Origin of the sequence: Anoxybacter fermentans, from assembly GCF_003991135.1 — a bacterium.
Classification (GTDB): domain Bacteria; phylum Bacillota; class Halanaerobiia; order DY22613; family DY22613; genus Anoxybacter; species Anoxybacter fermentans.
Genome location: NZ_CP016379.1, coordinates 3,250,513 through 3,266,202, shown reverse-complemented (window position 1 = coordinate 3,266,202; position 15,690 = coordinate 3,250,513). Strand labels below are relative to the sequence as shown.

Below are 15,690 nucleotides of genomic sequence, written 5' to 3'. Positions count from 1 at the left end.
AGCCAATTTAATTAAGCCGGATTTAAAATACTTACCCGATATCCAGTTACCGTAATATTTAAAAAGTCAATTCCTTATCTATGATTATACTGCAAAAAGCTAATTTTTACTTTAAAAGAAACTTTTTGAATCATCTAATTAGCTATCTTCCGATAATCTATCTAAAAAAATATTAAGTTCTGATTTTAACTGAATCCAAACTTCAGTAAGTGGATAAACTAATTTTTCCAATTCATCCCACCTTAAAAAAAAAGAATACGAATGACGATAGAAATGTCTAAATCCTAAATATTCAACTAACTTCAATTTTAGCTCATCTGAAATCACACGCTGTCTACCTTCTAGCTCTTTTGTCATCTGGAGAAGGAGATCTCTGTGCCATTGTTTACCTTGTGGTACAAAGCAATCTATCTTTTTAGCAATCTGTAAAAATATATTTTCTATCCCGTTATAAAATGAATGTAATACAGAAGCTAAAGCCGTTAATTCTATTAAATCAGGTTTATTTTCTTTGCAATGATTCAATAAAGTTTTATAGGATTCAAAAAGTTGATCTATCTGTTTAATTTCAAACATAATTGATGAAATAACTTTTTCAAGAGACATAAACTAGGCTACCCTCTCTTTCTAAATGTTTCGCAAAAGCATCTTCTCTATCAAGATTTACCAGATCTACTGAATGATCTAGTTCAAGTAAAAGTTTACCTAAAATATGAAAATATTTGTCTGGAGGACATCCACGGATTGCTAAATCAATATCAGAATCTTCTCTTATATCTCCTTCAACCAAAGAACCAAAAAGAAAAATTTCTGTACAACCCTCTTCTTTAAGTATCTTAATAGCTCTTTTAATATCCCGACGATATCTTGGGGGAATCCTACTAATAACATCTCTCATTTTTCACCCTCCTATCCCTGAGATCTATAATCATTTTTCTATATATATTTTACCACACATGTTCCTTTAATATATAATAATTTTACTGCAAAAAGCCAATTTTTACTTAAAAAAGAAATTTTTTGAACCATCTAAAGAGCGATTTCCGTATTCATCATCTCCTGTAATAAGGCCATGTTTCCCAATCTCACTAAAATAGTCCAACAACTTAAAATCAGTTTTTTCAGTTTAACCTCATATAATCCAAATACTTTACAACCCCCTTTAATTTAATTATACCACCTAAGCACTATTTTTCCAAATTTATTAGATGGCTATATAGTTCCCAATCTGCTCAATTGATCATCCCTACCCTACTCTAACCTAAAATCTGCAAAAGTATAATAAAAACCGGCTTGCAAAAAGCAAACCGGTTTATCTACCAATAAATAACTGAGTAAACATCTTACCATATGGCCCTCCATCAACAATACCAATCCCGATATGAGTAAAAGCCGGATTTAAGATATTGGCCCGGTGTCCAGAACTGTTCATCAGGTTAGTATGTGCCCTGATAACCGAACTTGCACCTGCCAGATTCTCACCTGCCGTACGATAAACAATTCCGGCATTTTTCATCATTTCAAAAGGAGAACCATAAGTTGGGGAAATATGACTAAAGTAATGGTTATCTATCATATCCTTACTTTTCATTCTGGCCAAACGTACCAGTTCCATATCTACCTTCAATGGAGCCAGTCCACGTTTAGTTCGTTCATTATTTATCAAATTAAGCATCTGTCTCTCATCAGCTGTCAATCCCTGAATATCCCCAACTGTTGAAACTGTAGAGTTAGTAGGTGTAGATCTTTTTTGTACAGAAGGTTGTGTGGACACATCCTTTTTATTTGCAGCTTCCTTTAAAGCACGGAAAGTTTTATCATCAACCCGACCGTTAGCTAAAAGTCCATTTTTTCGCTTAAAATCCAATACAGCCTTTAAAGTATAATAACCAAACCGACCGTTCTCGGTTCGCAAATCATAACCTAACTCTCTAAGATACTGCTGAACTTCCTTAACTTTTGTTCCGACCGAACCATATTTAAGCTCAGAACTGCTTGTTTCGCTGTAGCTCTTACGGTAAATTGTACTCCTACTATAATGATAATTTCTAATAACGGAATAGTAATAGTTCTTAAAATATGAATAGTTAGTAAATCCCGAATAATACGAACCCGACCTCCAGGTATAGGCCTCTGCCCATTCAAGAGGTAGAGAACCAATTAATACAGCAGCCACTACTGCAACAATTAGTACTTTTCTTAACATATTTAATCCAACCTTTCTTTATTTTATATATAGCTATATCTCATCTTCCAGACAATTTCATAACTTTTTTCTGGTTTCACCTCCTTATTCACAGAGTAACATATATTATTCTCCTTAATATTATAACATAAATCAATTTTCATTCTCTAGTTGTAAATTATGGCAATCATATGTGAATCTACTAAAAATCTTAAAATAAGTTAACTGGGCCAACTTAAATGGCCCGGTTGTCATTTCTCTGCCTTTCAGTCGTCCCTATGTAATGCGTCCCATTAAATATCCAAGAAAAATAGCTTTAGTTACCGAATCTTTAACCTGTCTTTTAATCAACCGTTCAATACAGTTAAATAATTCCATAATATTTTTCCAAAACTCCCCATTTCCATAAATAACAACATCCTGTTTTTTAAAGCTCAGTTGACCGGATTTTGAATATACCAACAGATCATCATTATTTTCGCAGATATACAAAAAATCATTAACTATCTCTAAGGATCCATTTGATAGAATTAAATAATAATTGCCCATTTTCATCACTCCAGATAAATAAAATCTCTAAAATTTAATTTATTTTGATCACAAAGTTTGATTAACCTCGTTAAAAATTTTATACCCACTCCCCGCTGGCCCCTCATCACTCTATATACATAGGAATAATCCAGATCCATCTTTCTTGCAAAAATAACTTCATTCCATCCCCTTTCCTCCAAAAAATTTTTAAGTTTTTCCAAATTAACTTTCATATAAATACATCCTCCCCCTTCTTGTTATTCCCTTAAGTTATATAATTGTTACATAAAGTTACTTTTATTATAACATTATGTTAATATTGCGTCAATAGTCAATTTTCAATCCCACAAAATTGACTTGTAGTTATTTTTACTATATAATAATAACAAGGGGGCGAATAAAATGTATGATTCAGAAAAGTTAAGCCAAATTATTCGACAGATTCAAAAAAAAAATAATTTAACCAATGATAAATTAGGGAAAATCCTTGGGGTTAGTGGTTCATATATAAGCCAGATAAAAAATCTAAAAAGGGGAGTCAGACCGGAAACAATTAAAAAAATTTCAGAGACATTCAACATCCCAATGGAAGAATTTTTATATGAGAAAAATATCCCTTCCCTTTCTCTGGGAAAAACCATTCGAAAACTTCGCAGAATGAAAAAGTTAAGCCCTGATGAATTGAGTGATAAAACAGGTATTACTATCCTGGAGATAAGTCAAATTGAAAGAGATATACTCAAACCAACAGAAAAACAGTTACAACTCATTTCTAAAGCACTGGGGATAGACGTGGAATTGATTAAAAACGGGAATATAATTAAAGAGTTTGAAAAAGTCCGGACTTCGTTAGAAAAACTTGGCTTTAGTGAGGAAGCAATAAAGGCAATTATGTGTTTTATGGAACGTGAGTTATAAAGAAACCTCCCTATAAGTGATATGGGAGGTTTTTGGTTTACGTATCTGTCTTTTGATTTTATCAATAATAAATACATGATTATACTGCAAAAAGCTAATTTTTCGCTTTATAAAGAAATTTTTCGAACCATCTAAAGTTCGATTTCAGTCGAAATAAGGCACACTAATCAATGTGCTCTCCTGGCCCTTGATTAGCTCATTACATTCTGTGATTTAGAGAAATAATAAACATTCTCTTTTAACACCTTATAAACTCCTTTATAATAGCTGATTACTATTTATATCATTTAGTTCCTCATCCAAAACATGGTCAGCAATTAATATTTCAGTGTTAAAATAAGTCGCACTCGGTTCATCATCCCATGCTGGATCAGCAACCACTTTTACTTTATATATATTCAAAATCATGAACATCATCAAAACGATTAATAAGATACTTATAAATTTCTTCATAATCACTATCGACCTCCTTTGCCTTTTGCTCAGCTAACATATATGAAACCATATGATCTACTTTTTTATCAATGTCATCACTTATTTCCGCTAAAACATATTCTACTTCCGCCAAATCATAAAACAATTTTTTTTCTTTTAAAACCATAGCTGCTTTATATAAATAACTTTTAGACAAAACAAAATTTTTCCTTTTCTTTTCTAATAATCCCCTCCAATGATCATTTCTTGCTATATCAACTAAATCTACTTCTAAATCAAAATTGTCTAAAGCCATTTTTAAACATCTTTCTGCTTCATCCAATTTATCCATGTATATATATAACAGTCCTAAATTATTATAAACCATCCCTTTTTCCCTTTTTGTAACAGATAAATCTAAAGCTTGCATTAATTTTTTCTCAGCTTCTAGATACTCCTTTTCTTCCTGGTCTATTAATGAAAGATTAATTAAAATCTTCCATACTCTTGATTTACTTTTGCTTATTTCTAAAACTCTTTCCAGATCCAATCTAGCTTTCACTAAAGCATCTTTTTGACCATGAAACTTGTATAAATAATAATACATCAAACCCCGATTGACTAATACTGATTCTGTTTCAGGCAATAATTTCATTATTTCAATGGCTTTATCTGCTCTCCCCCAATTAGCATCTATAACTGCCAGCATTGATATGGCATAAAACTTTATTTCCTGATCAACCTCCTCCCTAAATAGCTGCATAAAAGTGTCATAGGCGTGATTGAGTTCTCCTAACCGGAAATAACATCTGCCCAACTCACGGATAGAAAGATGGTAATACTCTTTCTCTTTAAATAACTCTGCCAGTACAGCACTTTTAGAAAAGTATTCTATTCCCTTTAGACAATCATTTTCTTTTAATGCCCTGTAACCTTTTTCATAATAATTACTACAATCCACATCCCCACACCTCCACTTTTATACTAACACAAATATTGCCAATTGTAAAGTATTCTGTTTTTTGTATTAATTTGTTATATTTGATAACGTTCAATATTTTAACATAAATTTTGACTAAAATCTTCTATGTTTATATATCACTTTCCCTCAAAAAATTGACTTCCAGTTATTTCCCCTGTATAATCAAAATAGGAGGTGTAAAAATTGTATGACCCAAAAAAATTAAGTAAAATCATTCAAAAAATCCAGACTGATTATGATCTGACAAATGATAAATTGGGAGAAATGCTTGGCGTTAGCGGTTCATATATAAGTCAAATAAAAAACTTAAAACGTGGGGTTCGGCCTGATACAATCAAAAAAATCTCTGAGCTTTTTGATATCCCCATTGAACGTTTTTTACCCAATTCTAAAGAAGAATCCTCCCCCATCTCAATTGGAAAAACTATACTCAAACTGCGCCGGATGAAAAATTTAACCCCAGATGAACTGAGTGATAAAACCGGTATCTCCATTCTTGATCTGAGCCAGATTGAAAGAGAAAAACTTATCCCTACCAAAGAACAGTTACAACTAATCTCTAAAGCCCTGGGCATTGATGTAGATTTAATAAAAAATGGAGATATAATCAGAGAATTTGAAAATGTCCGATCTTCTTTGGAAAGGCTGGGATTTAGCAAAGACGCTATAGAAGCAGTAATGCGTTTTATGGAGCGGGAACTATAAAAATTAGCGGGTTTTAAACCCGCTTAAATGCTTTCTAAAGCTTTATCTATGACCTTTTTAACTTCTTGATGGCAGCATTTTCCTGTTGGATTGTTTATTAAACATTTGCCCTCTTTCATTGCTCCGGTCATTTCCATAACGCTCTTTATATCCTTAGCCCCATTAGTTACCGCATCAATAATTTCATCCTCCGTTACTCTGGCACAATAACAAATATACTTAGGGTCAGCGCCTTTTTTATACCAAATAGGAACTTTTATCTGTTGCTGATTAAATATCTCCCCTTCATTATCAAAATAAACCACTTCACACTCTGGATTAAAGCAAATATAATAATCCCTTTCTTCTACCCTTTTTACCTCCTCTTCTATTACCAGGTTTTTTACAGTAATACTCTTTACAATTTGTCCCTCTCTACCACAGACCGGACAAACTTTACTAACATTTTCTTGAGAAGAACAACAACTGCTCATATTTCCCACCCTCTTAATTTTAAGTTTACTTTAAAAAATAGATATTTAATATCAAATCCACCTGTAATAGCTGTTCCTCACTTTTCTTTGTAGAAGCTTTTACATCAAAGCTAACAATCTCCATCTTTCGCTGAGATTTTTCCAGAGCATAGAAAAATCCAACCATTTCCCGGTAAGTTGAAAAAAAAGAGATATTGATGGGTAATTCGTAAAAATCCCCTTTACTCCGCATATTTTTAGGGCTGAAATACTCCAGAGTAATTCCCTGCTCATTGGCCAGATCTTCAATTTCTAATAATATTGCTGAAATCTCTTTCTCTTTAGGAAATTGATCAATTATCGTCTGATACTGCTCCTTAAGATTGTATGTTGATTTCTTAAGTTGAGGAAGTTTCCGTTTAATTATACTTAAAATTTGTGAATACTGAAATTTTAAGCCTTCTATCTCCTCTTTTAAAATCTGTTCCTCTGCCTTCAACGGTTCATAATATTGAAAATAATAAACTCCCGTAATCAAAGCAATAAGAGAGACAAGTATCACTATTTTTTCACGCTTCGTCAGATTCTTTAACATAACGCCTCATCCTTTAATGTTTAATCTGGCAGTAATCTTAAAACCGATTGAATTAGTTTGATCATCATTTATATATGAAGATAATAGTTCTACATCTTTAAAATATCCAGAAGATTTAAGATTAGCTATAAAGTCAGCAACATTACGATAATTTACAGCTTCTCCTTCGTAGGAAATAATTTCTCTGTTATAATTTAAACGGGTTAATTTTACTCCTTCTGGAATTAATTCACTGATAAATACCAATAAAGAAGAAAAATAAGTCCTTTTATCCAGACTTTTGCTCTCTTTTATTTTACTCTGTAATTCTTTTTCTTCATCTTCCATCTTCCGAATTCGTTCTAATGTAGGCTGCAGGATTTGAATCTGATTTTTAATAGATGCAGACTCAATCATTAGTTGTTTTATCTGATACTGATTTATAAAATGTACTCCCAAAAGAAGAAAAATATAAAATATAATCCCGATTAATATCAAACTATAACGTAAATCTAATCTTTTTTTTCTATCTTCAGGAGGTAATAGATTAATATATGCCATCTTTACACCCCACTTAACGCCAGACCCAAAGCTTCAGCCATAAATATACCTTCCCGCTTCAACCGATCTTCTAAATCCTCAGCAAAGGAGAAATATTGGGTTAAATCCAGAGGGAATACAGAAATATTTAAAAACTGTTGTAAATGTTCTGCCATTCCAGGGAGCAAAGAAGAACCCCCAGTTAGATAAACTGCTTCAATTTGCTGGCCTCGATTATGCAACTGAAAGTGGACAAAAGATCGTTTAACCTCACCCATTACATCCTGAGCCACAGAATATAATATCTCTTCAACTCCCAGATACGGATTTTCCATCAGATTAACCTTGTTAAGATCAATCTCCTGAACATTAAGACCTCCATGTTCAATCTTTACCTCTTCTGCTTCATCAAAGGGTATACTAAATGAATTAGCAATAGCTTCAGTAAAATCATTTCCACCAATTGGAATAGTTCGACTTAACCTGGGCAACCCATCTTTAATAATTAAAACATGGGTTACTTCAGCCCCCATATCAATTACTGCCGCTGTAGTGTACTTCTTAAAATCGGGAATCTGTTTCACAACATAAAGGAGAGGAATAGGAAAAATACTTAAATTTTGAGGTTTAATACCAACAGATTTTATAGGTTTTAGAAATGAGTAAATATAGTCCTTCCTCCCAGCAACCAATAGAACACTCATCATTTTATCTATTTCCCGTCTCCGCTCAAGTACAATCCAGTCAATAATTGCCTCTTCTACAGAATAAGGGAGCACCTTCTTAGCTTCCCAATAGATAGCTTTTGACAATTCACGGTCAGTCATTACAGGCATTTCCACTTCACGAATAATAGCATGCTGACCAGAAAAAGCAAGGTAAACACCCTGTCCCCCAATCTTCAGTCTATCCTTCAACTCCCGAAAAAGATTTACAGCCAGATTGAGATCATGGAAAAGCCCCTGTCTTACTGCACCCCGGGAAATTGGTTGAACTACCATATCCACTATTTTAAATCCCTTTAAAGTTCTTTTAAGCTTAATCCCTTTAATATTCCGACTTCCCACATCAATCCCTAGATAAGTATTTTTAATCATATTCCTCTTCCTTCCTAACTCTCATGCCAATACGTAAAAGTTAAAGAACAATCACTATCACTATCCGAATCAGTTGAAATAAATATTTGCTCAACAATAGGCTGATAAAGATGGGATGAATCCAGGGTAATTTCTGTATGATTTTTACAGGTAACAGCCTCTTTTGAAAAAATTGTGCCATTCAGAACAGTACGTTTTGAAAAAATAATTGGACCAGTTGCATAAATTGCTGCATCAATTTTTGTATTCTGACTAAATTTTATCATTCCATCAACATAAATCATCAATCCTTCAACCGATTCAATTTTAATTTTGGCATTTACAATCCAATCCCCTTTGATAACAAGAATACCATCCATATTTAAATTAATTGGCTTTCCAGAAAGAGTTACACTATTATCAATATAGTTAACTACACCATCCTGAAAAAGTTTACTATTCCAGTCAAGTAAATAACGCCCTTCTGCCAGAGCATTTTCCAACAATTGATCCCAGTCAACATCAGGAATAGAATATACTTCTTCTCCTTCCTTAATCTGATTTTTATCAATTTTATTTGCTTTTACTTTACCACTGGCAATTATTTCTCCATCTACAATCACATTACGTTGAAAGGTTATATCACCATTTGAGCGCAAATTTCCTCCTCCAGAAATCCTGGTAAAATTCTTAAAAAACAAATTTCCTCCACCAAGCACTGAATATTGAGCCAATTCTTCAATAATATCAGAACCCCTAACTAAAGTATAATAAACCCCAACTTTTAAGGTTTTGCTAACCTGTCCAACTGTTCCAGTAGATTTGATTTGTAAAAGTTCCTCTCCCATATCACTAACTGTTAGGGTAAACTCACCTTCTCCTAAATTTTCAGTATATCCTTCTGTCCTCCAGGTTAAATCCTGTTGAAGTCGGTAACGGGCATATTCAATCCCCGCCTGAGCCAGATAAAAAGCCTGTTTTTGATCTTCAAGGCTGTGGATGATTTTATTTTCCATCAGTGAAGAAGTCAATAAACCAGCTCCCAAAACTGACATCAGTAAGATAATAATTAACACCAAAACCAGGGTTACACCATCTTCGCCCTGAAGATATGAAAACACATTATCACCTTCTATCTCTTTTAAAGTCGAGGCCTGACTCCGGTGGTAATTTCCACCCCACTAAAACTACCCGCTATCCGACTTTGTATATAAATCTGATAAGTATTCCCAATAGCATAATTTTGATTGGTAGGTAAAAATCCAGAATCAAAATCGGAATCAATCTCAAACCAGGTTTGGCCATAATCAACGATTTTTCGATAAATGTATTGTATTTCAGAACCAGCTTTATGTTCAAAACGAACAACCATTCCTTTTATACCAGGGTCATAATCATTAAATCTCCCATCATTATCTATAATCTTACGTGATTTGGAATTATAAGAATCAAATCTTCCTGAATACATATTGCAAATTACTGAAAATCTCAAATCGGTAATCCCTTTAGCCACTACTTGCCGGGTACCATTCTCCTCTCGATAAAGTTTATCTCCTTCAAGATAAAAATATGTTTGAACACCCGTTAATGATTCTAATAACAACCCTCTATAAATTCCATTATCATCACTTATAAGTTTTATTCCACTTGTAGGAGTATTACGGATTTTTTTTACAATCTGTTCTACTGCAATATAAAGTTGACGTCTCTTTTCAGCTTCAGTTTTTCCCCAATTAAATACATTCATTCCAGCAATAAAGATTGCCTGAATTGCTATCATAAGAATCCCAAAAATAGCAACCACCATTAATAATTCCACCAGGGTAAACCCATGTTTATCTTTTAGTTTTGGGATTCTTTTCATTGATTTCACCTTTCTAATATTTAAAATACAGTCTTAGCCCGATATGTCGTCAATTGCACTTTTTGAATTTGCCCGCCCTCTTCCCATCGGACGATAACAGTAATCTCCTTTAAAAGAGGGTTATTATCTTTATCCCATTTATCTTTTTCATCCGGGTCAGGGTCCTTAATCTGATAGTAAAGGATAAAATCATCATTTATCTTATCCAGATTATAGTCATGTTCTCCTTGCACCAAAAGATCATAATCATAATTTTGTAACTCTTCCATAACCATTGCTGCTAGATTCAATGCCTGATTACGCCGTTCTGACATCTTTTCTACCTGAACAGAGTTGATAAAAACAACGGTGAATGCAATGATAATAATGCCAATAAAAGCAATTGTCACAACCAGTTCTATTAAGGAAATACCTTCTTCACGCAAAAGCATGATTCCTTCCTCTTTTCATAAATTTTGTAAAAAAAGGGGGCCCTGAAAAAATTTCAGGGCTTTCTAGACTTAAGACTCTTGAATGTTTGTTCTTGTTATAGTTATAGTAGTACCATCAACTGTAGTCTGAACGCTATATCCATCAACAGTAATCTGATAGTTAGTAAATGTATAATCATTCAAATCATCGCTAACCAAATAAGTGTTTAAAGCATCATTAAAAGCCATTTCATCTGCTGGATATTCACCATTCTCAGCATAATACAGCTCCATTGCAGTCTGAACCTGTTTTAATTCAGTCTTGGCCTTAATCAGATTAGCTTTATCTTGCATATTGGCAAAACGTGGTACGGCAACGGCAGCTAAAATCCCCAAAACTGCTAACACAACTAACAACTCGATCAAAGTAAAACCCTCTTTAGATTTTAAAAACCTTCTTAAAAACATTACAGTTCACCTCCTTTCAGAAGTTTAATTTTCATAACAAATAGGACAAATTATTTTGTTTAATTTTATGAAAGCTTTATATGAAATAGACCTGATATTTATACCAGATTGACCATATCAAACATGGGCATAATAATGGCAACTACAATACCACCAATCAAAATAGCAATTAAAACAATCAATAGCGGTTCTAACAAAGACATGACTGTCTGAATAGCATTCTCCGCTTCTTTATCATAAAACTCTGCAATCCTCTCTAACATTTGATCCATCGTTCCGGTCTCCTCTCCAACAACCAACATTTGAATCATCATTCTGGGAAAGACCCCGCTCTCCCTTAAAGGTTCAGAAAGACGCACACCTTCTCTTACTTTAAGCCTTGCTTCAGTCAATTTATTAGCAATAATTTGATTTGAAATAATCTTTTCCACTACCCTTAAAGATTCCATCAAGGGTACTCCACTTTTTAAAAGACTTCCCAAAGTTCTGGTAAAACGAGCAATCTCAATTTTTATCAATAACTTTCTAACAATCGGTAGTCTGAGTTGAAATTGATGGAACTTAAATTTACCTGTCGGCGATTTAATATAACCTATAAAACTAGCAACCAGGATAAAACCAAAGATCAAAATCAAATACCAATATCTTACCAACATTTTACTAAACCCTATTATAATCCGTGTTGGTAATGGAAGGGTTCCGCCCATACTGGAGAACAAATCAGCAAAGACCGGTATTACCACTATCATAAGAAAAATAATTATAACTACTGCTATAAAGAGGATTGTCATTGGATACATCATAGCAGAACGGATTTTCGTCTTCAGTTCACTCTCTTTTTCATAATAATCTGCTAACCTACTCATAACCTGATCCAGAATACCGCCTACCTCACCTGCATTGACCATTTTAGAATAAAGGGGTGGAAAGGTATCTTCATGCTTTTTCAGAGCTTCAGAAAAAGACATTCCTACCTCAACATCCTGAAAAATTTCCTGCATTACTCGCTTTAGGTGTTTATTTTCAATCTGGCTTATCAAAATATCCAGACACTGGACAATGGGAATACCTGTATTGATCAAAACTGCAAACTGACGGCTTATAATAGCTAATTCCTTAGACTTAATCCGTCTGAAGAACTTCAAAATCTTCTTTAAATCCAGATCTTTTTTTTCTTCAATATTTACTACATAATATCCCTGTTTAGTAATATATTCAGCTACATCCAGACGCGAATCAGCTTGTATGCTTCCTCTAAGCAATTTACCTTCTGAATTTTTCGCTTTATAACTATATTCAGGTGCCATATTATTACACCTCAAATATTTTTTAATTTAATGACTTTACTGCAAAAGGTTAATTTTTCGCTTTATAAAGAAATTTTTCGAACCATCGAAATGGGGCATCCTGACCCTTGATTAACTCATCACATCCTGTGATGAGGCCATTCTTTTCAATCTCACTAAGATGGTTTAACGAAAAATTTCAATAGCGCTCAAAATTAGCTTTTTGCAGTTTAATCATTTAATTAATTAAAAATCCTGATCTGGTCGGCGAGCCAGTCGCTCAAAATATTCCACATTAACAGCTTTAGCCCGGCCATCCTCAAAACTGATAATTCCATCCCGATAGAGCCGGATAAGGCAATTATCCATTGTTTGCATTCCAAACCTGGCCCCGGTCTGTATAACCGAATAGATCTGATGTGCTTTGTTTTCACGAATCAAATTACGAATAGCAGGAGTAGCCACCATTACTTCTACCGCGGCCACTCGCCCGCGCCTGTCAACGCGTTTAACCAACTGTTGGGCTATAACTCCCTGAATAACCGTTGCTAACTGAATTCTAATCTGCTGTTGTTGATTTGGAGGAAAAACGTCGATAATTCGATCAATGGCTCCCGGTGCATTATTAGTATGTAAAGTTGCCAAAACCAGATGACCTGTTTCTGCAGCTTCAAGCGCAATGGAAATAGTTTCTAAATCACGCATTTCTCCTACCAAAATTACATCCGGGTCTTGACGCAGGGCTGCCCGTAAACCGCTGGCAAAAGACTGAGTATCTGCTCCAATTTCACGTTGATGAATTAAACTTTTTTTATGAGTATGAAGATATTCTATCGGATCTTCTAAGGTGATAATATGACATGTCCGGGTACAATTGATTAAATCCAGCATTGAAGCCAAAGTAGTTGATTTACCGCTTCCTGTTGGGCCTGTACATAAAATCAATCCATTTTTTTTCATCGCCAATTCCTTAATTACCAGAGGTAAACCCAAATCATCAATGGAAGGAATCTTGTTAGGAATAACCCTTAAAGCTAAACTTACTGTTCCCCGCTGAAAATAGGCATTAACCCGAAAACGACCAACTGACTCAAGACTATAGGAGAAATCATATTCCCCTTTTTCTTCAAACTCCCGATATTGCTCCTCGCTCATCAAATATTTAGCTATCTCAATCAATTGCTTATAACTTAAAACAGATTCATATCTGGCCAAAGGTTGTAAATCCCCGTTGATTCTTACTATAGGAGGAGAATTTACAGTTAAATGCAGGTCTGAAATCAATGGATCAAAAGCAACATCACACAATAATTGATCAACGTTAATCATAATAACCTCCTCCTCTCTAAATAGCTACACGCATAACTTCTTCTAAACTGGTCAACCCTTTTAGAGCTTTCTCGATTCCATCCATCTTTAGGGTTGTCATTCCATTAGCCACTGCTGCATCCCTCAAATCTTCAGCGGGACGATTCTGAATTGTCAACCTCCGAATCTCCCGATCCGGTACCAATACTTCATGAATAGCCAACTGCCCCTGATAGCCTGTCTTATTACAGTCAGGGCACCCTTTTCCACGATATAGATACTTAACCTGCTGGCCCAGCTCCCCTAAATAAAAGCGCATCTCTTCTGATGGTTCAAACCTTTCCTTACAGGAAGGGCAAATTTTTCGTACCAGACGTTGAGCCACTACTCCAATCATAGAAGAAGAAACAAGATATGGTTCTATTCCCATATCAATCAACCGGGTTATAGCACTGGGGGCATCATTGGTATGAATAGTACTCAAAACCAAATGTCCGGTCATGGCTGCTCTTATAGCAATGGAAGCGGTCTCTCTATCCCGGATCTCCCCAATCATGATAATATCGGGGTCCTGACGTAATATAGCACGGAGCGCCGAGGCAAAAGTCAAACCAACCCGCGGATTTATTTGAATCTGATTAATCCCTTCCAGCCGATATTCCACCGGATCTTCAACAGTGGAAATATTTTTCTCCTGACTGTTCAATTTGTTCAGAGCTGCAAAGAGGGTTGTGGTTTTACCACTTCCGGTGGGACCGGTAACAAGAATAATCCCATGAGGTTTTTTAAGCATTTCATCAAAATAGCGTCGATTTTTCAAAGAAAAACCCAGTTTATCCAGATCAAGTAAGACTGACTCCTTGTTCAAGATCCTTAAAACTACTTTCTCCCCATATATGGTCGGAATGGTAGAAATACGAATATCTACTTCACCTTCCGGTTGTTTTAATTCTATTCGTCCATCCTGGGGTTTCCGCCGCTCTGCAATATCTAGACCAGCCATAATCTTTAAACGGGAAACGAGAGCTGCCTGGTTACTTTTTGGAAGACTTCGAAATTCGTGCAAAACACCATCAATTCGGTATCTGACTCTGATCTCATCTTTCATAGGTTCTATATGTATATCGCTGGCCCTCTGCTGAATTGCTTGTCGGATCAAAAGATTAGTTAAACGAACAATTGGCGCATCTTCTACTAAACGTCTAAGCTCATCTATTTCCAAATCTTCTACATCTTCAGGAATATCATAGGTAATATCAAAACCATCATCACCTAATCCGGTCATCGAATAAAGCTCTTCTATGGCTTTTTCAATATCACTTACGGAAGCTATCATTGCTTCAATCTTACATCTGGCATTGAGTTTAATATCATCAATGGCAAAAATATCTAATGGATCAGCCATTGCCACTTTTAGGACATTGTCTTCTTTTTTTAAGGGAACAACTCGATGACGACGGGCAATATTTTCTGGAATATAACGGGTTAAACGCTGGTCTAAGTTATATTTTGAAAGATCCACATGGGGTACACCTAGCTGAAATTCCAATACCTGAACTAATTGAGACTCAGTAATATATCCCAAGTCAATTAAAATCTCCCCAATCCGCTTATTTGAATGTTTATGAATCTTTAAAGCCTCTTCAAACTGTTCTTCAGTAATTAAATTGAAATCGATCAAAATTTGACCCAACTTGGGCTGACTCATCACATTTCACCTTCCTGGGGCAATTTCTAAAAAACATACTGTTTTACTATTAACTACCACATAATTATGTTAAAAAAACCTCGAAAATTAACGATAGGATCAATGGACTTATTAGATCTTTTCGGCAGAAATATTATATCACATTTAATAGATATAGGACAATAGTCCTGTTTACTCTTTATTTATTTATAAATGATTTTACTGCAAAAAGCTAATTTTTAGTTTAAAAAAATTTTTCGAACCATCTAAAGTTCAATTTCAGTCGAAAT

The 15,690-nt window shown here is 34.5% G+C and carries 19 protein-coding genes; 2 read left to right on the top strand and 17 right to left on the bottom strand.

Annotation, left to right across the window (positions count from 1 at the left end; all coding sequences use genetic code 11):
• Window positions 1–138: 138 nt before the first annotated feature.
• The 5 genes from BBF96_RS14835 to BBF96_RS14815 all read right to left on the bottom strand — a co-directional run bounded on the left by BBF96_RS14835 (window position 139) and on the right by BBF96_RS14815 (window position 2,949).
• The gene (locus BBF96_RS14835; RefSeq protein ID WP_127017873.1) at window positions 139–606 is read right to left on the bottom strand and encodes a ribonuclease toxin HepT-like protein; all 468 of its coding nucleotides are present in this window, start codon (window positions 604–606) and stop codon (window positions 139–141) included.
• The gene (locus tag BBF96_RS14830) at window positions 596–898 is read right to left on the bottom strand and encodes a nucleotidyltransferase family protein (protein WP_127017872.1); all 303 of its coding nucleotides are present in this window, start codon (window positions 896–898) and stop codon (window positions 596–598) included. Before BBF96_RS14830 ends, BBF96_RS14835 begins: the two co-directional genes overlap by 11 nt.
• A gap of 414 nt (window positions 899–1,312) precedes the next feature.
• Window positions 1,313–2,206 (bottom strand): CAP domain-containing protein, encoded by an 894-nt coding sequence (locus BBF96_RS14825; protein WP_127017871.1) that lies wholly within the window; start codon window positions 2,204–2,206, stop codon window positions 1,313–1,315.
• Window positions 2,207–2,461: 255 nt separating this feature from the next.
• A complete protein-coding gene (locus BBF96_RS14820) occupies window positions 2,462–2,734 on the bottom strand; it encodes a hypothetical protein (RefSeq protein WP_127017870.1) in 273 nt (90 codons plus the stop codon).
• A 5-nt stretch (window positions 2,735–2,739) separates the two neighbouring features.
• Window positions 2,740–2,949 (bottom strand): helix-turn-helix domain-containing protein, encoded by a 210-nt coding sequence (locus tag BBF96_RS14815; protein WP_127017869.1) that lies wholly within the window; start codon window positions 2,947–2,949, stop codon window positions 2,740–2,742.
• Between the two features lie 169 nt (window positions 2,950–3,118).
• On the opposite strand from BBF96_RS14815, the gene BBF96_RS14810 reads away from it, so the two are divergent.
• Window positions 3,119–3,634 (top strand): helix-turn-helix domain-containing protein, encoded by a 516-nt coding sequence (locus BBF96_RS14810; RefSeq protein WP_127017868.1) that lies wholly within the window; start codon window positions 3,119–3,121, stop codon window positions 3,632–3,634.
• A gap of 388 nt (window positions 3,635–4,022) precedes the next feature.
• Here the strand turns inward: BBF96_RS14810 and BBF96_RS14805 are convergent, their stop codons facing one another.
• Window positions 4,023–5,009 (bottom strand): tetratricopeptide repeat protein, encoded by a 987-nt coding sequence (locus tag BBF96_RS14805; protein WP_127017867.1) that lies wholly within the window; start codon window positions 5,007–5,009, stop codon window positions 4,023–4,025.
• A gap of 204 nt (window positions 5,010–5,213) precedes the next feature.
• On the opposite strand from BBF96_RS14805, the gene BBF96_RS14800 reads away from it, so the two are divergent.
• Window positions 5,214–5,735 carry a helix-turn-helix domain-containing protein gene (locus tag BBF96_RS14800; protein WP_127017866.1) on the top strand — a complete coding sequence of 174 codons (522 nt, stop codon included), beginning with the start codon at window positions 5,214–5,216 and terminating at the stop codon, window positions 5,733–5,735.
• Window positions 5,736–5,758: 23 nt separating this feature from the next.
• On the opposite strand, the gene BBF96_RS14795 is transcribed toward BBF96_RS14800, so the two are convergent.
• The 11 genes from BBF96_RS14795 to gspE form a co-directional block, all read right to left on the bottom strand.
• Window positions 5,759–6,208, bottom strand: a complete 450-nt coding sequence (locus tag BBF96_RS14795) for a Csac_0668 family 2Fe-2S cluster-binding (seleno)protein (RefSeq protein WP_127017865.1) — start codon at window positions 6,206–6,208, stop codon at window positions 5,759–5,761.
• Between the two features lie 25 nt (window positions 6,209–6,233).
• A complete protein-coding gene (locus tag BBF96_RS14790; protein WP_127017864.1) occupies window positions 6,234–6,782 on the bottom strand; it encodes a type IV pilus inner membrane component PilO in 549 nt (182 codons plus the stop codon).
• Between the two features lie 6 nt (window positions 6,783–6,788).
• Window positions 6,789–7,322 carry a PilN domain-containing protein gene (locus tag BBF96_RS14785; RefSeq protein WP_127017863.1) on the bottom strand — a complete coding sequence of 178 codons (534 nt, stop codon included), beginning with the start codon at window positions 7,320–7,322 and terminating at the stop codon, window positions 6,789–6,791.
• A 2-nt stretch (window positions 7,323–7,324) separates the two neighbouring features.
• Complete coding sequence (gene pilM / locus BBF96_RS14780; protein WP_127017862.1) at window positions 7,325–8,398, bottom strand: type IV pilus assembly protein PilM; 1,074 nt, start codon at window positions 8,396–8,398, stop codon at window positions 7,325–7,327.
• A gap of 14 nt (window positions 8,399–8,412) precedes the next feature.
• Window positions 8,413–9,498, bottom strand: a complete 1,086-nt coding sequence (locus BBF96_RS14775) for a PilX N-terminal domain-containing pilus assembly protein (protein ID WP_127017861.1) — start codon at window positions 9,496–9,498, stop codon at window positions 8,413–8,415.
• A gap of 20 nt (window positions 9,499–9,518) precedes the next feature.
• Window positions 9,519–10,241 (bottom strand): type II secretion system protein, encoded by a 723-nt coding sequence (locus BBF96_RS14770; protein ID WP_127017860.1) that lies wholly within the window; start codon window positions 10,239–10,241, stop codon window positions 9,519–9,521.
• A gap of 20 nt (window positions 10,242–10,261) precedes the next feature.
• Window positions 10,262–10,672 (bottom strand): hypothetical protein, encoded by a 411-nt coding sequence (locus BBF96_RS14765; RefSeq protein ID WP_127017859.1) that lies wholly within the window; start codon window positions 10,670–10,672, stop codon window positions 10,262–10,264.
• Window positions 10,673–10,741: 69 nt separating this feature from the next.
• Entirely contained in the window at window positions 10,742–11,119 is a 378-nt protein-coding gene (locus BBF96_RS14760) for a type II secretion system protein (protein ID WP_127018297.1), read from the bottom strand.
• A gap of 98 nt (window positions 11,120–11,217) precedes the next feature.
• Window positions 11,218–12,426: a type II secretion system F family protein gene (locus tag BBF96_RS14755; RefSeq protein WP_127017858.1), complete on the bottom strand. Its 1,209-nt coding sequence runs from the start codon at window positions 12,424–12,426 to the stop codon at window positions 11,218–11,220.
• A 225-nt stretch (window positions 12,427–12,651) separates the two neighbouring features.
• Window positions 12,652–13,734, bottom strand: a complete 1,083-nt coding sequence (locus tag BBF96_RS14750; protein WP_127017857.1) for a type IV pilus twitching motility protein PilT — start codon at window positions 13,732–13,734, stop codon at window positions 12,652–12,654.
• Between the two features lie 16 nt (window positions 13,735–13,750).
• A complete protein-coding gene (gene gspE / locus BBF96_RS14745) occupies window positions 13,751–15,421 on the bottom strand; it encodes a type II secretion system ATPase GspE (RefSeq protein WP_127017856.1) in 1,671 nt (556 codons plus the stop codon).
• Window positions 15,422–15,690: the final 269 nt, after the last annotated feature.

What these genes read in the sequence shown, in the direction of transcription:
- BBF96_RS14835 (WP_127017873.1), bottom strand. Translation starts at nt 606, where the DNA reads ATGTCTCTTGAAAAAGTTATTTCATCAATTATGTTTGAAATTAAACAG.
- BBF96_RS14830 (WP_127017872.1), bottom strand. Translation starts at nt 898, where the DNA reads ATGAGAGATGTTATTAGTAGGATTCCCCCAAGATATCGTCGGGATATT.
- BBF96_RS14825 (WP_127017871.1), bottom strand. Translation starts at nt 2,206, where the DNA reads ATGTTAAGAAAAGTACTAATTGTTGCAGTAGTGGCTGCTGTATTAATT.
- BBF96_RS14820 (WP_127017870.1), bottom strand. Translation starts at nt 2,734, where the DNA reads ATGGGCAATTATTATTTAATTCTATCAAATGGATCCTTAGAGATAGTT.
- BBF96_RS14815 (WP_127017869.1), bottom strand. Translation starts at nt 2,949, where the DNA reads ATGAAAGTTAATTTGGAAAAACTTAAAAATTTTTTGGAGGAAAGGGGA.
- BBF96_RS14810 (WP_127017868.1), top strand. Translation starts at nt 3,119, where the DNA reads ATGTATGATTCAGAAAAGTTAAGCCAAATTATTCGACAGATTCAAAAA.
- BBF96_RS14795 (WP_127017865.1), bottom strand. Translation starts at nt 6,208, where the DNA reads ATGAGCAGTTGTTGTTCTTCTCAAGAAAATGTTAGTAAAGTTTGTCCG.
- BBF96_RS14790 (WP_127017864.1), bottom strand. Translation starts at nt 6,782, where the DNA reads ATGTTAAAGAATCTGACGAAGCGTGAAAAAATAGTGATACTTGTCTCT.
- BBF96_RS14785 (WP_127017863.1), bottom strand. Translation starts at nt 7,322, where the DNA reads ATGGCATATATTAATCTATTACCTCCTGAAGATAGAAAAAAAAGATTA.
- pilM (WP_127017862.1), bottom strand. Translation starts at nt 8,398, where the DNA reads ATGATTAAAAATACTTATCTAGGGATTGATGTGGGAAGTCGGAATATT.
- BBF96_RS14770 (WP_127017860.1), bottom strand. Translation starts at nt 10,241, where the DNA reads ATGAAAAGAATCCCAAAACTAAAAGATAAACATGGGTTTACCCTGGTG.
- BBF96_RS14765 (WP_127017859.1), bottom strand. Translation starts at nt 10,672, where the DNA reads ATGCTTTTGCGTGAAGAAGGTATTTCCTTAATAGAACTGGTTGTGACA.
- BBF96_RS14760 (WP_127018297.1), bottom strand. Translation starts at nt 11,119, where the DNA reads ATGTTTTTAAGAAGGTTTTTAAAATCTAAAGAGGGTTTTACTTTGATC.
- BBF96_RS14755 (WP_127017858.1), bottom strand. Translation starts at nt 12,426, where the DNA reads ATGGCACCTGAATATAGTTATAAAGCGAAAAATTCAGAAGGTAAATTG.
- BBF96_RS14750 (WP_127017857.1), bottom strand. Translation starts at nt 13,734, where the DNA reads ATGATTAACGTTGATCAATTATTGTGTGATGTTGCTTTTGATCCATTG.
- gspE (WP_127017856.1), bottom strand. Translation starts at nt 15,421, where the DNA reads ATGAGTCAGCCCAAGTTGGGTCAAATTTTGATCGATTTCAATTTAATT.